The 14,572-nt window shown below is 68.4% G+C and carries 12 protein-coding genes; 9 read left to right on the top strand and 3 right to left on the bottom strand.

Annotated features, from left to right (window positions below; all coding sequences use genetic code 11):
- Window positions 1–7: 7 nt before the first annotated feature.
- A complete protein-coding gene (locus AB0N02_RS18085; protein WP_363947424.1) occupies window positions 8–823 on the bottom strand; it encodes an SAM-dependent methyltransferase in 816 nt (271 codons plus the stop codon).
- An 847-nt stretch (window positions 824–1,670) separates the two neighbouring features.
- On the opposite strand from AB0N02_RS18085, the gene AB0N02_RS18080 reads away from it, so the two are divergent.
- The 8 genes from AB0N02_RS18080 to AB0N02_RS18045 all read left to right on the top strand — a co-directional run bounded on the left by AB0N02_RS18080 (window position 1,671) and on the right by AB0N02_RS18045 (window position 9,450).
- Complete coding sequence (locus AB0N02_RS18080; protein WP_363947421.1) at window positions 1,671–2,843, top strand: hypothetical protein; 1,173 nt, start codon at window positions 1,671–1,673, stop codon at window positions 2,841–2,843.
- Complete coding sequence (locus AB0N02_RS18075) at window positions 2,840–3,763, top strand: hypothetical protein (protein WP_363947418.1); 924 nt, start codon at window positions 2,840–2,842, stop codon at window positions 3,761–3,763. Before AB0N02_RS18080 ends, AB0N02_RS18075 begins: the two co-directional genes overlap by 4 nt.
- On the top strand, window positions 3,760–4,578 hold the full coding sequence (locus tag AB0N02_RS18070) for a class I SAM-dependent methyltransferase (protein WP_363947415.1): 819 nt from the start codon (window positions 3,760–3,762) through the stop codon (window positions 4,576–4,578). Before AB0N02_RS18075 ends, AB0N02_RS18070 begins: the two co-directional genes overlap by 4 nt.
- Before the next feature lie 63 nt (window positions 4,579–4,641).
- Complete coding sequence (locus AB0N02_RS18065) at window positions 4,642–5,550, top strand: hypothetical protein (protein ID WP_363947412.1); 909 nt, start codon at window positions 4,642–4,644, stop codon at window positions 5,548–5,550.
- A gap of 72 nt (window positions 5,551–5,622) precedes the next feature.
- Entirely contained in the window at window positions 5,623–6,630 is a 1,008-nt protein-coding gene (locus AB0N02_RS18060) for a DMT family transporter (protein WP_363947410.1), read from the top strand.
- Window positions 6,627–7,406: a YggS family pyridoxal phosphate-dependent enzyme gene (locus AB0N02_RS18055; RefSeq protein WP_363947407.1), complete on the top strand. Its 780-nt coding sequence runs from the start codon at window positions 6,627–6,629 to the stop codon at window positions 7,404–7,406. Before AB0N02_RS18060 ends, AB0N02_RS18055 begins: the two co-directional genes overlap by 4 nt.
- A 362-nt stretch (window positions 7,407–7,768) precedes the next feature.
- Window positions 7,769–8,680, top strand: coding sequence for a DNA-processing protein DprA (locus tag AB0N02_RS18050; protein WP_363947404.1), 912 nt, complete (start codon window positions 7,769–7,771; stop codon window positions 8,678–8,680).
- A gap of 146 nt (window positions 8,681–8,826) precedes the next feature.
- Window positions 8,827–9,450 carry a hypothetical protein gene (locus AB0N02_RS18045; protein WP_363947401.1) on the top strand — a complete coding sequence of 208 codons (624 nt, stop codon included), beginning with the start codon at window positions 8,827–8,829 and terminating at the stop codon, window positions 9,448–9,450.
- Window positions 9,451–9,566: 116 nt separating this feature from the next.
- Here AB0N02_RS18045 and mgtA read toward each other — a convergent pair whose 3' ends face one another.
- Window positions 9,567–12,278, bottom strand: a complete 2,712-nt coding sequence (mgtA, locus tag AB0N02_RS18040; protein WP_363947399.1) for a magnesium-translocating P-type ATPase — start codon at window positions 12,276–12,278, stop codon at window positions 9,567–9,569.
- A 30-nt stretch (window positions 12,279–12,308) separates the two neighbouring features.
- A complete protein-coding gene (locus AB0N02_RS18035) occupies window positions 12,309–12,458 on the bottom strand; it encodes a hypothetical protein (protein ID WP_363947396.1) in 150 nt (49 codons plus the stop codon).
- Window positions 12,459–12,811: 353 nt separating this feature from the next.
- On the opposite strand from AB0N02_RS18035, the gene AB0N02_RS18030 reads away from it, so the two are divergent.
- Window positions 12,812–14,569, top strand: a complete 1,758-nt coding sequence (locus AB0N02_RS18030) for an ABC transporter permease subunit (RefSeq protein ID WP_363947393.1) — start codon at window positions 12,812–12,814, stop codon at window positions 14,567–14,569.
- Window positions 14,570–14,572 lie beyond the last annotated feature (3 nt).

Here is a 14,572-nt window from a genome sequence, read left to right as displayed (position 1 = left end):
GGCCTCCCTACGGTTTACGGCCCACCGCGGCGTACATGTTGGTGGCGGTGTCCGGGAGGGGCTCGTCGAAGTCGGGGGCGGGGTCGGGGCGCCAGCGGGGCATCGGGACGATCCCCGGGTCGAGCAGTTCCAGGCCGGTGAACAGGCGTTCCACCTCGGCGTGGCCGCGCAGGTACATGGGGATGCCCCGGTTGGTGTACTCGCGGGCGAGACGCTCCGACTCGGGGGCGAGCTCGTCGGTCGGGATGGTGATGGCGAGGTAGCTGCCCGAGGGGAGTGGTTCGAGGAGCGACTCCACCATTCCCTGGGCGTCCTCCACGAACTGGAGCATCGCTATCACGGTGAGTGCGACAGGCTGGGAGAAGTCGATCACCTGGTGGAGCGTGGAGTCGCCGAGGAGTGCCTTGGGGGTGCGCATGTCGGCCTGGATGTAGGCGATGTGCCCCTGGGGCGTGCCGGTCAGCAGGGCGCGCGCGTGCACCAGCACGATGGGGTCGTTGTCGACGTAGACGATGCGCGCGTCGGGCACGGTCTCCTGGATCACCTCGTGCAGGTTCGGCGACGAGGGAATGCCGGTGCCGACATCGATGAACTGTCGCACCCCCAGGCCGGTGAGGTGGCGGGCCATCCGGTGCATGCAGGCCCGGTTGGCCAGCATCGAGGTACGTAGCCCGGGCCAGTCGGTCAGCACCTTGGCCGCGGTGTCCCGGTCGGCGGCGAAGTTGTCCTTGCCGCCCATGATGTAGTCGTAGACCCGTGCCGAGTGCGGCCGGTTGGTCTGCAGGTCGACTGCGGCGATCCGATCCTGGGGGGCGTCTGACACCTTTGATCACTGCCTTCCGCTTGCTCCTGCCGTGATGCCACGGTCACGCACTCAAGATCACCTTAGTGTGCGAATCGAGCGTTATGCCGTTAGTTATTTCATAACGCGCCCTCGTGTCGATGCCAGAAGAACCAGGCGGTTCGGGTGGTTCGCTCGGTGGTTGTCCGGTGAGGAAGGTGGGGTTCGCCGGCGACCTGGGCTGATCCGTGTCCCGACGGACTCCTCCGCGCGCAGTGCGAGTGAGGCGCCCCGGGAGCCGCGGAGCCTCTGGTCGACCCGGGGCACACCGGGGTCTCCGGCGAACCTGGAGTGCCTCACTCATCCCACGGGCCCGAGGGCGGAGGCCGGGAGCGGCCCGCCCCGGAGGGGCCGTGTCCGAAAACAGGTAAATCCCCCGGTCCTTTTTTGAATTCCGGCGGCGACCGGTCCGGATCACGCCGCGAGCATTTCCCTACTTTCAAGTAGGAATTTATCCATTCATTGATCAGGGAGGGTGTCCGTGAAGGCCCCGGCGGGTGCGGCCCCATATGGAATGTGCGAACTTCACGGATAGGACGGGAAAACTTCACAGGCGAGATAGGGGGACTTCGCGGAACGCCTGGTCACGCCGGGGAACGCCGGTCGGCGGCGCGTGACCTGCGCCGACGCGGAGTTATATGAAATCTGAAAGAAGGCCCTTGACGCCCCCTTCTTGCTCGATTAGTAATAGTTACGGTCAAGTTACGCGAGCCGCCGAATAGTCACGGCAGGGTCGCGCCGTCCCCCGATCCGGCCGGAAAGTCACCGGCAAGTTACGGCTACTCCCCTTCGCCATCCCGGTATCCGTGTTTTCAGAGGGAGAACTCTCATGCGTGACCGCCTGCTCTCCGTTGCCTCCGAATTCGGCACACCGTGCTATGTGTACGACGAGAACCTGATCGACAGGAACGTCAGTCGATTCACCGGGCTGGCATACCGGGAGAAGGCGGTTCACTTCGCCTCCATGGCCAACAACAACCCCCGGCTCCTCGAGCTGGTCCGGCAGCGGGGCCTGGGCATCTTCGTCAACTCCCTGAAGCACATGAAGCTGGCTCTGAACTGTGGATTCAGCCCGAGCGAGATCATCTACACCTCGACGGGGGTGCGGCGCGAGGACCTGGAGTTCATCGTCGAGCAGGGGGTGGCCGTCAACCTGGACTCGATCGGCCAGCTGCGGCTTTTCGGCGAAGTGAACCCGGGAGGACGCTGCGGTATCCGGCTGAACATCGACGAGAACTCGCTCGACAACGTCTTTATCGGCGCCGAGAGCCGCATCGGCGTCCTCGAAAGCGAATTCGAGAAGGTCATGGCCACGGCCAAGGACCACGACATCACCATTGTCGGAACGCATGTCTACCTTGGTACGAACATTGTCTCGCTGTCGACCATGATGCAGGGGGTCAAGCGCACCCTCGAACTCTCGAACTGCTTCTCGGACCTCGAATACGTGGACCTGGGAGGCGGCTTCCCGGTCAGGGGCGACGAGGCCATCGATTTCGACTACGCCGCGTACGACCAGAGCATCAGCGAGATTTTCGACGCTTATTCGAAAGAGCGCGGCCGCCCGATAAAGCTCATTCTCGAGCCCGGACGCTCCCTCTTCGGGGACACCGCTGTTTTCTGCACCTCCGTGCTCGACGTGAAGGAAAGGCCGGACCGTTTCCTGGTCTGCTGCGACGCCAGCGCGACCCTGCTGCCGCGATCGATGTTCTACGACGAATTCCACACCGTGGACGTCCTGGGCAAGAACGGACCCGTGCTTGAGAAGCCGGTGGACGTCGTGGGATCGACGACGTACTCCCGCGACTTCCTGGCCAAGGGCATCCGCCTGCCCGCGCTGGAGCCCGGGGACGTCCTGGTCTTCGACCAGGCGGGAAGCTACTGCTACTCGATGATCACGCAGTTCCTCGGCCAGACCGAGCCGTGCGAGGTGCTGCTCGGCAAGGACGGCGAGCCCACGCTCATCCGGTCCCGCGAGCAGCTGATCGGGAACGACCGTTGACCGACGGACGCTGGACGTTCGAGGAGATCGCCCCGGGCGAGGCTCACCGCCACCGGATCGTCGCGGAGGTCTACTCCACCAGGAGCGCCTTCCAGCACATCCAGGTGCTTGAGACCGAGAGCTACGGCCGGGGCCTTTTCCTCGACGGACGGATCCAGCACGTCGCCGCGGACGAGTACGTCTACAGCGAGAGCATGGTCCACCCGGCCATGCTCCTGCTGGGGGGCTCCTGCGGGCGCGCGCTGTGCATCGGGGCGGGTCCCGGCGGCGTCGTGCGCGAGTTGCTGAGGTACCCCGGGGTCGGCGAGGTGGTCCAGGTGGAGATCGACACCTCGGTCATCGACGTGGCCCGCGACCACCTGCCCCACGTCGGCACCGAGCACTGGTCCGACCCGCGGGTCCGGCTCCGGATCGCGGACGTGCTGGAGTACCTCGCGGACGAGCCCGGCCGGTTCGATCTCATCGTCAACGACCTGAGCGAGCCGCTGCCCGGCAGCCCGGCCGCCGAGGTGTTCTCGGCGCGGAGCATCGGCCTGATGCGGTCCAGGCTCAGCGAACGCGGCCTCTACGTCTCGTGGTGCGGCTCGGTCGGCCCCCGCTCGTCGGAGATGGCCGCGCGGATCGGCGCAGTGGTCGAGCAGGTCTTCCCGCACGCCTACCGCTACGTCACGCATCCGCAGTCGTACGGAACGGTCTGGATGACGGTCATCGGCTCCAACCTGCCGCTCGACCCGCTGGGCATCGGGGCCGCCGAGATCGACCGTCATCTCGCGGAGCGGGTGACCGGTACGCTCCGCCTCTACGACGGGATCACCCACCACCACATGTTCCACGTGCCGAAAGACGTGCGCGAGGCCGTGGCCCACGCCGACCTCGAACAGCCGATCCAGCTTCTCGTCGACGGGGGTGCCCGGACATGAAGGCCGAAGATGAGGATTTCACCGCCGTCGCCCAGCTCTATGACGAGGAGATGCCGGGCAACAACCTCGTCCACGACCTCATCTACCCGGAGGTCTACGGGCAGGGCGAGTACGTCGGCCAGTTCAGCGACAACAGCGCGACCGAACTCCGGCTGATGGGCTCGGCCATGAAACTCCCGGCGGGCTCGGCGGTGCTCGACATCGGCTGCGGCACCGCCGCCGTCGCGAGCTTCCTCGCCCGGGAGTTCGGGTGGCGGATCACCGGCATCGACGTGGCGGGAAGCCCGCTGGAGAAGGCGAGAGACCGGATCACCGCGACGGGGCAGCGGGAGGCGATCCGGCTCGTGCACGGAAACGTCTACGAGCAGGAGTTCGACGGTCCCTTCGACGGAGCCTACGGGACCGGCGCGTTCTGCCACTTCGACGCCGCCAGGCTCTTCGCCCGCTGCGGTGAGCTCCTCCGGCCCGGCGGCACGCTCGCCTTCCTCGAACGGATCCGCATGGGAGAGCTGGACGAGGGGGAGTGGCACTCGCTGACCACGGCGTGGGCCTGCCCGAGCGTCTACTCGACCAGCGAATACAGCGAACTCCTCACCGAGGCGGGCTTCGCGGTGACGGAGTGTCTCGACCTGACCGAGACCTTCCGCGACTGGCAGGACAGGTCGGTCACCGTACGCCACCGGCTCCGCGACCAGATCGTCGCCCTGACCTCGGAGGAGTACTTCGAGACGAGCACGCGGCTGGCCGACTACGAGAACGCCGTCACCAAGGCGGGAAAGCTCGGCTACGCGCTCGTCGTCGCCGTCGCCCGCTGACTCCCGAACACCTTCAGCACACTTCAGCACACTTCAGCACACCTTCGGAACACAGGGGATCCCATGTCGGCCGGACAGGTTGTCGAACCCATCACCGCGTACGAGCGGCACGTCCACGACGTCGTGGCCGTTCACCGTGCCGGCCGTACCCGGGTTCAGGAGTTCGCGATCGTCGAGCTCGGGACCTACGGCCCCGCTCTCCTGCTCGACGGCCGGGTCCAGTCGACCGCGGCGGACGAGGCCCATTATCACGAGGCGCTGCTGTACCCCGCCTACGCGATGAGCGACCGGGTGGAGCGCGTGCTGGTCTTCGGAGGCGCGAACGGCGGCGTCCTCCACCGCCTGTGCGCCCTGCCCGGCCTCCGGCAGGTGGTCCAGCTCGACGTCGACGGCGAGCTGTACGAGATGACCAGGTCGATGCTTCCCCACATGCACCGGGAGGCCGACCGCGACCCCCGGTGCCGCGTGGTGTTCGGGGACCCCCGCGCCCTCGTCCGCGAGGTCGGCGACCACTTCGACCTGGTGATCGCCGACCTTCCCGACGCCACGGAGGGATCGGCCACCGAACGGCTCTTCACGACGGAGTTCTACGCCGAGGTAAAGCGTGTCCTGCGCCCCGGAGGACTCTTCGCGACGCAGGCGGGACCCGCGCACTTCCTCGCCCCGGACTTCTTCGCCGGCACCCTGCGGACCCTGAGATCGGTCTTCCGGTACGCGGCGCCGTACACGATCTCGGTGCCCTCCTACGGCGTGCCGTGGGGATTCGTGGTCGCCGGTGACACGATCGACCCCGCGGGCGTGACGGAGGACCGGGTGGAGGCGGCCATGGCGAAGGTGGACCCGAAGGTGCCCACCGTCTACGACGCCGTCACCCACCGCCACATGTTCGCGCTGGAGCGGCGTCTGCGCGAGGCGCTGGCCGACTCCGGCACGGTGGCCACGGACCAGAGGCCGATCAATGTAGTTTCGTGATCCCGTCCGTCTTCCCGGAAGTCCCGAACAGACAACCGCTGCCCACCTTCGGCGATGGAGAGATGAAACCCGATGGCAGTTCCCGGTAGGTCCCCGCTCGCCGGCACCACGGCCGCTGTCGCGACGGGGATCACCGCCAACCTCATCTGGGGCCTCGCGTTCCTGGTCCCCGTCCTCCTCAGCGCCTTCGACCCCGTGGTCATCACGCTCGGCAGATATGTCAGCTACGGCATCGTGTCGCTGCTGATCCTCGCGGTCACCAGGACCCGGCTCCGCGGTCTCGGAAGAGACGTCTGGCTCATGGCCGCCCTGTTCGCCTTCACCGGCAACGTCGGCTACTACTTCTTCCTCGTCCAGGGCGTCGCGCTCGTCGGAGCCCCCGTCGTCGCCGTGATCATCGGCACCCTGCCGGTCACCGTCGCCCTCTACGGCAACTGGCGTCAGAGGGAGTTCCCGTTCGGTCGCCTCGCCCTCCCCGTCGCCCTCATCGCCACCGGGCTCGTGATCGTCAACCTCACCGAGGCCGGCTGGTCGGGCACCGGAGACCGGCCACTGGCCGCCCAGCTCGCCGGCAGCGGCTGCGCGCTCCTCGCCCTGCTGATGTGGACCTGGTACGGCGTCGCCAACGCCGCCTTCCTCAAGACCCATCCCGACATGTCCTCGGGGCGGTGGTCGACCCTCATCGGCGTGGTGACCCTCGTCATGGCGCTGCTGGCCAGCCCCCTCCTGCTGCTCGGCTCCTCCGCCTCCCCCGCCCCGGGCGCCGGCGGAGCGGGGGACTCGGTGGCATGGCTGATAGCGGGCAGCCTCGTCCTGGGCGTCCTGGTCTCCTGGGGCGGCACCCTGCTGTGGAACAGGGCCTCCCACCAGCTGCCGGTCTCGGTCTCCGGACAGCTCATCGTCTTCGAGACGATCTCCGGGCTCTCCTACGTCTTCCTCGCCGAACGCCGTCTGCCGCCGCCCGTCGAGGTCGTGGGCATCGCCGTCGTCATCGTCGGCGTCCTGATCGGCATCCGGCGGTCGATGCGCCAGGCCGCCCGCGAGCCCGTCGGCCACCTCAACCATGGGAGCGACCGATGAACTCCGACGAACTGCTTGCCAGACTGGCCGCGATCCGGGACAGGGTGACCGTCGCGGCCGAGAAATCCGGCCGGAGCGGCGACGAGGTGACCGTCATCGCGGTCACCAAGACCCATCCGGCCGCCACCGTCGCCCGCCTGCACGGCACCGGCGTGACCGATCTCGGCGAGAACCGGATCCAGGAGGCCGCCGCCAAGATCGACGAACTCGGCCGTGCCCCCTGGCGCTGGCATCTCATCGGCTCTCTGCAGTCCAACAAGGCGGCCCAGGCGGTGCGGCTGTTCGACGTCGTTCACTCCGTCGACACCCTGAAACTCGCCCAGCGTCTCGACCGGGTCGTCGCCGACGACCCGGGGCGGGTCCCGATGCGGGTCCTGCTCCAGGTCAACGTCGCCGGCGAGGCGAGCAAGTCCGGTTTCGACCTTCGCGGCCCCGACGACGGGGAGAGGTGGGAACGGTTCCTCGACGCCGTCCGCGAGATCGCCGCGCTGCCCCACCTGGTGCCGTGCGGTCTCATGACGGTCGCCCCCCTGGTGGACGACCCCGAGCAGGCTCGCCCCTGCTTCCAGGCGCTCGCCCGCATCAGGGACGCGCTGCGCGAACACGTGCCGGACTGCGACTGGCGTGAGCTGTCGATGGGCATGTCCAACGACTTCGAGGCCGCCGTCGAGGAGGGGGCCACCATGGTGCGTGTCGGCAGGGCCATCCTGGGGGAGCGGACGGCGCCCGGACCGGGGGACCGGAACGCCGGGCCCGGGGCCACTCCTCACCCCTGACGGGGGAATCCGGGAGGCCGGCCCGAAATCCGGCCGGACATCTCATGGCATTCGCTCCACCGCGGACCTGTGAACGACGGTGGAGACCCGACGACGAACAGAGCCCGCCCACTCCGGGCTCCGGACTCCGGCCCCGGGCCCCAGGCCCCGGACCCCGGGCTCCGGGAAGGCGGTACGGCGAGCCGCCGATCTCGCGCCCGTCCGGAGAGCATGAGCCGATCGCGCGGGAGACCAACCGGCTTGGTCGAAACCGAGCGATGGATCAGCCTTTCCCGGCAGGCTCGTTCCCATGCCCGCGCTGGACGGCCACCGCCCGGCGGGCATATGTTCGCGTCGAATCCGTGTTCGAGAAGGTGGCGTAGATGTCCAAGGTCACAGAACAGGCCGCGGTTCTCGCGCTGACCAGGGTCACCGCCGGGCCGTGGCACCACACGGCCCGCGTCATCCAGACCGCTCGCGGCGCCCTGCGGCTGGTGGACGGAGACCTCACCGGCCTGAGCGGAGACGACCGGGCCCACGCCGCCGAGATCGTCTCCCGGCTCCGGCGTGACGACCTCGCGCACGCCGAGGACCTCATCGCCGCCACCCGGGCGGACGGCGCCCACCTGATCACCGTCCTGGACGAGGAGTATCCCGGCAACCTGGACTTCGTCCACAACCTCCCTCCCTTTCTCTGGATCCGGGGCCGGCTCACCGATGAGGACCACCGGTCCGTCGCGGTCATCGGCGACGACCGCTCCGGCGGGCCGGCCGCCGGCCTGCTCAAGCACGACATCACGGCCCTGGCGGAGGCGGGCTTCACGCCGGTGGCCGGTCTGTGCTCAGGCGTCGACTCGGCCGTTCACGGCGCGGCTCTGGCGGCGGGCGGCCGTACGATCGCGCCCCTGGCGCACGGCGTCACCGCGCCGATCACCCCCGGGGAGAACGCCACTGTGGCCGCGGAGATAGCCCGCGGCGGCGCACTGGTCTCGCCGTTCTGGCCGTCGGCTCCGGCGACGGAGGCGGCCGTCGCCCTCTCCCGGATCGTGATCAGCGGTCTGGCGGCGGCCGTCTACCTCGTGGGCGGGGAGGAGGGCAGCGGTCCCGCCTCTCAGGCGCGCCTCGCGCTGGCCCAGGGCAGGCACCTGTTCGTGACCCACCGGCTCCATCGGGAGCAGCCGTGGGTACGGCGCGCGGCCTATCGGGGAGGAGTCACTGTCGTGCGGGATATTGACGACCTGCTGGCCCAGATGGTGAATCTGGTAGACGTGACGCTAAACGTGAAGCTGTTCTGACCATGGGTGGTGATGCCGCCCGCGAGGTGACCGAGCGGTTCATCAATCTCTATCGGAATGTTCCAGCGGCGCGGCGCGGAGTCTGCCGGATCTGCCACTCGGGGCCGAACGGATCGTACGCCGACTGTGACAGTTGCCGTGCCACCATGAACAAGGTCCGCCGTCCCACCCGGCATGTCGTCCCCATCTCCCTGTGCGCGAAGCGGGACGATCAGTTGTACGACATCGTGTCCCGCTCCGGCAGCCGGTCTTCGCGGCCGGGCGTCCCGGATCGGACGGTGTTCCTGGCCGCCACGATCTCCCGGTTCCACGCCGCCCACGCCCCGTGCCTGAGACGGGTGGCCCGGGGAGAGTTCACCCTGGTGACCACGGTCCCCAGCACGCGCTCGGACGGGCCGCTCCCCGCCTTCCACCCCATGCCCGGAGTCGTCGGGATGATCGGCGCCCTGAGAGATCTCCACAGGCCTGTTCTGCGGACCGACGCGGGCGCGGCGGTGGTGGGCCCCCGGGAGTCGAACGAGTACGCCTTCACGGCGATGGGCCGCCTCGACGGCGAAACCGTTCTGCTGCTGGACGACATCTTCGTCACCGGTGCCCACGTGCAGAGCGCCGCCTCGGCCCTGTACCGCGCCGGTGCGGCCTCCGTGACCGCCCTCGTGGTCGCCCGGCTCGTCAACCCCGGTCACAACGACGCCAGCGGCGCCATCTGGGCCCGGGCCTCGGCGGAACCGTTCAGCTTCGACCACTGCTGCCTCTGCCGCCCGGCGTGACCGTGTCCGGGCCGGGCCGGGCCGGTGCCCGGCCCGCCCGCTGCGTTGTCGATCATTCCTGTACTCACAGATCACGCGGAACTTGAAACGCCTCTTGCGGGGCCGAAGGTCCCCGGTCACAACCAGGCGCCGAAGCGGCGGATGTAGCGGGTCTTGATGAACTGGGTGAGCACGCAGTACGTCAGCAGGGTGACGATGAGGACTGGGAAGTAGGCCGGCGGGAGCGGCTGCATCTGCAGGGTTCCGGCGAGCGGCGAGAACGGCAGGTAGACGCCGATCGCCATGATCAGGCCGGTGAGCAGGAGCACGGGGGTGGCCGCCCGCGACTGGATGAAGGGGATCTTGCGGGTGCGGATCATGTGCACGATGAGGGTCTGCGAGAGCAGTCCCTCGATGAACCAGCCGGACTGGAACAGGGTCTGCTCTCCCACGGTGTTGGCGGAGAACACCCACCACATCACCCCGAAGGTGGTGATGTCGAAGATGGAGCTGATCGGTCCGATGCACAGCATGAAGCGGCTCAGGTCCCCGGCTGCCCACTTGCGCGGCTTGCGGAGGTACTCCTTGTCCATCCGGTCCCACGGGATGGACAGCTGGGAGAAGTCGTAGCAGAGGTTCTGCACGAGCAGGTGTACGGCGAGCATCGGCAGGAACGGCAGGAAGGCCGAGGCGACCAGCACGGAGAAGACGTTGCCGAAGTTGGAGCTGGCGGTCATCTTGATGTACTTCATGATGTTGCCGAAGGTCCGCCGCCCCTCGATGACACCCTGCTCCAGGACGGTGAGGTCCTTCTCCAGCAGGATGATGTCGGCCGACTCCTTGGCGATGTCCACCGCGGTGTCGACGGAGATGCCGACGTCGGCGTCGCGCAGGGCGGCGGCGTCGTTGATGCCGTCGCCGAGGAAGCCGACGGTGTGGTCAGCGGTCTGCAGGGCGCGGATGATGCGCGCCTTCTGCATGGGGTTGACCTTGGCGAACACGGTGGTGTGCTCGGCCAGCTCGCGCAGTTGGGGCTCGTCGAGCCCGTCGACGCTCTCGCCGAGCACGATCCGGCCCGCGTCCAGCCCGACCTCGCGGCAGACCTTGGCGGCCACCAGGTCGTTGTCGCCGGTGAGCACCTTGACGGCGACTCCGTTGGCCGCCAGCGCGGAGACGGCCTCGGCCGCGCCGGCCTTGGGCGGGTCGAGGAAGGCGACGAACCCGATGAGGGTCAGCTCGCTCTCGTCGGCCACGCCGTACGCGTGCTCGCCGGGCGGCACGTGCTTGGCGGCGACGGCGAGCACGCGCAGCCCCTCGCGGTTCTGCTCCTCCACCGTATCGAGCACCTGTTCGCGCAGCTGGGCGGTCAGCGGGACGTCGAGGCCGTTCTCGCGTACGGCGGAGCAGATCCCCAGCACCTCCTCAACCGCCCCCTTGGTGATGACGAGGTGCCTGTCAGACTCGCGTCGCAGGATGACGGACATGCGGCGGCGGGTGAAGTCGAACGGGATCTCATCGATCTTGACGAACCTGGCCGAGGCCAGGAGCCGGTCGCCTTCCTCGACGTGGTCGATGATCGCCCTGTCGAGGAGGTTCTTGAGCCCGGTCTGGAAGGAGCTGTTGAGGTAGGCGTGCTCCAGCACCTCGGGGTCGTCCTGGCCGAGGGGGCCGAGGTGGCGTTCGAGCACGATGCGGTCGACCGTGAGCGTGCCGGTCTTGTCGGTGCAGAGCACGTCCATGGCGCCGAGGTTCTGGATGGCGTTGAGCCGTTTGACGATCACCTTGCGCTTGGACATGGCGACCGCGCCGCGGGCCAGGTTGGCAGTGACGATCACCGGCAGCATCTCCGGGGTGAGGCCGACCGCGACCGAGATCGCGAACAGGAACGCCTCGAACCAGTCGCCTTTGGTCAGCCCGTTGACAACCAGCACGATCGGCACCATGACCAGCATGAAACGGATCAGCACCCAGCTGACCGAGCGGACCCCGCGGTCGAAGCCGGTCTCCGGACGGGTCCCTGCCAGGCCCTTGGCCATCGAGCCGAAGTAGGTGCCCGCGCCGGTGGCCAGTACCACCGCGGTCGCGGCGCCGGAGACCACCGAGGTGCCCATCAGACACAGCTGTCCGGCCTCCAGCGGGTTGGGGGTGGCGGCCCGGGTACGGGCGTCCTTCTCCGCGACCGTTCCGAGGAGGTCGTACTTCTCCACGGGCAGTGATTCGCCTGACAGCACCGCCTGGGACACGTAGAGGTCCTTGGAGGTGAGAAGGCGGCAGTCCGCCGGGATCATGTCGCCCGCGGCCAGCCGCACCACGTCGCCGGGGACGAGTCGCTCGATCGGCAGCTCGCGCTCGACCGGGCCGCCGCCGGTGCTGGGGCGGCGCAGTACGGTGGCGGTGGTGGTGACGAGTGCCTTGAGCGCCTCGGCGGCCCTGGTGGAGCGGTATTCCTGCCAGAACCTCAGGAACGCGCTGACCAGCACCATCGTGGTCAGCGTGATGACGCCCTTGACGTCGTCGGTCAGGAAGAACACCAGGTCCAGGCAGGCCAGGACGATGATGAACGGGTTCTTGAAGGTCGCGGCCAGCTGGACGGCCCAGTGGGGCGGCCTGTCGTGGTCGACGACGTTGGGGCCGTGGCGCTCCAGCCGTGCCGTGGCCTCGCGTTCGGTCAGCCCGTCGCGGTGCGAGCCGATCAGGTGCAGCACCTGCTTGGGCCGCTCGGCCGCCAGCTCGACCAGCTCGGCGCCGATGCGGGCGGTGGCCTGGCCTAGAGCGTTCATCCTCCGGTAGTGGCGGCCGCGGAGCGGCCCCGGACGGGGCCGCTCCAGTTCACGCGTGCTTTCGGTCATGATGTTTCCTTCTGTTCGCGGAGGTGCGGCTCAGCCGAAGATCCGGCGCCACAGGGACGGGCGGCGCGGTGCGTCCACCGGCCTGGTGAGGCTGCGGTCGAGCTGCCAGGTGGTCGGCTCGTCGCGCAGGACGCGCAGCGACAGAGCGTGCTCGGGACGGGGAAAACGTGGAATGAACATGGCGAAACCCCTTAACGGAAAGGTGATCTCGCCAGACCCGGTCGGGTGCTAGGACCTGGCCGCGGGAGGCGAGATCGGCTGACTGAGGCCCGGACTACTGCCGCCGTCCATGACTCGCCTCCTCTCCTGTGGGCGCTTGGGTGCCACGGAGGACGGTAACTCTATTTGCGTATTCGCGCAATAAGTAAACAAGCCGTACATCTATTTGCGGATTTGCGCAACTATGTGCGAAGCTCGGGCGGGAACAGCGAAAGGAGGCAGCCGTGGATACCGGACCGCATAGTCCCCGGCTGCCTCGCCGTGACGAGGCAGCGATCTAGCCGATCCTCACCTCGCACGGAAGGGGCCGTGGCATGGGCGGCGTCCCACGTCCTCCGGCCGGCCGGGCGTCGCTGCCCGCCCGGATGGCCGGCCGACCGGCCGGGTTCTCCTGGGTGGACGCCGTCGTGGCCGCCGCCCTGCTGGCGGTGCTGTACGTGGTGATCAGAGTCGGACGCGGTACCACGGTGTCGTTCACCCCGGCCGAGGTCTCCACGATCGGCACCGATCCGGCCAAGCTGCCCTACTACGCGGTGCGGTCGCTGTTGCGGATGTATGCGGCGCTCGCCCTATCGCTGGTGTTCACGCTGGTGTGGGCGTACGCGGCCGCGCACTCGCGCCGGGCCGAACGGGTGCTGATCCCGGCGCTGGACATCCTGCAGTCGGTACCGGTGCCGGCCTTTCTCGCGGTGGCCGTCACCGGGTTCGTCGGGCTGTTCCCGGGGTCGCTCTTCGGCCTGGAGTGCGCGGCGGTCTTCGCGATCTTCACCTCTCAGGCGTGGAACATGACGTTCGCGTTCTACCACTCGCTGATCACCACGCCACGCGAGCTGGTCGAGCTTTCCCGCAGCGTGGGCTTCACCCGGTGGATGCGGTTCTGGAAGGTGGAGCTGCCGTCGGGAGCGATCCCGCTGGTGTGGAACGGGATGATGAGCTTCGGCGGTGGCTGGTTCTTCCTCGTGGCCTCCGAGCTGATCAGCGTCTCCAACCGCGAGTACACCCTGCCGGGTGTCGGTTCCTACGCCGGGGCCGCGATCGCCGCGGGCAATCTGGGCGACATGGCATGGGCCGTCCTCACCATGGCGATCATGGTGATCGGGGTCAACTTTCTCTTCTGGCGCCCGCTGGTGGCCTGGGCCGAGCGCTTCAAGGTGGAGCAGTCCGAGGCGGCCCAGACCCAGCACTCGCTGGTACTGGACTTCCTGCGCCGGTCCCGATGGCCTCGCCTGCTCGGCCGGACGCTGGTCCCGGTACGGGATCTGGCAGGACGCCTCGGCCGCGTCTTCGGCATGGACGACCGGCCGCTGCAGATCGACACGCGGCGGCGGCGCACGGGAGATGTGGTGTTCGCGCTGGTCGTCATCGCTCTGATCGCCTGGGGGCTGGTCAGCCTGGCCGGTTACCTGGCCGGACGGCAAGCAGGACTTTCGGTGTTCGTCGAGCCGATCCTGCTCGGCCTGGCGACCCTGGCAAGGGTGGTGGTGCTGGTCGTGCTGGCCACGCTGGTGTGGGTGCCGATCGGGGTGAAGATCGGACTTTCGCCGCGGCTGACTCGCATCGCCCAGCCGACGGTGCAGGTGCTGGCCGGCTTCCCGGCCAACTTCCTGTTTCCGCTGGCGACCTGGCTGTTTTTGAAGACCGGCGTGTCGATCGACCTCGGTGGCATCCTGCTGATGGCGCTGGGCGCGCAGTGGTACATCCTGTTCAACGCGATCGCCGGGGCGATGGCCATCCCCACCGACCTGCGCGAGGCGATGGACAACCTGGGCGTGTACGGCCGGCAACGCTGGAAGCACCTCATCATCCCCGGCATCTTCCCCGCCTACATCACGGGCGGCATCACCGCCTCGGGCGGCGCCTGGAACGCCTCGATCGTGTCCGAGGTGGTCACCTTCGGCGGCACCACGCTGACCGCCACCGGGCTGGGCGCCTACATCGCGCAGGCCACCCAGACCGGCGACTATCCGCACCTGATCGCCGGGGTGACGGTGATGAGCCTGTACGTGGTGGGGCTCAACCGCCTGTTCTGGCGCCGCCTGTACAAGCTCGCCGAGACCCGCTACGCGCTGTGAGAG

Origin of the sequence: Streptosporangium sp. NPDC051022 (assembly GCF_040683035.1) — a bacterium.
Classification (GTDB): Bacteria; Actinomycetota; Actinomycetes; order Streptosporangiales; family Streptosporangiaceae; genus Streptosporangium.
Note: the sequence above shows the minus strand (reverse complement) of the source record. Positions and strands in the feature narration are given on the sequence as shown.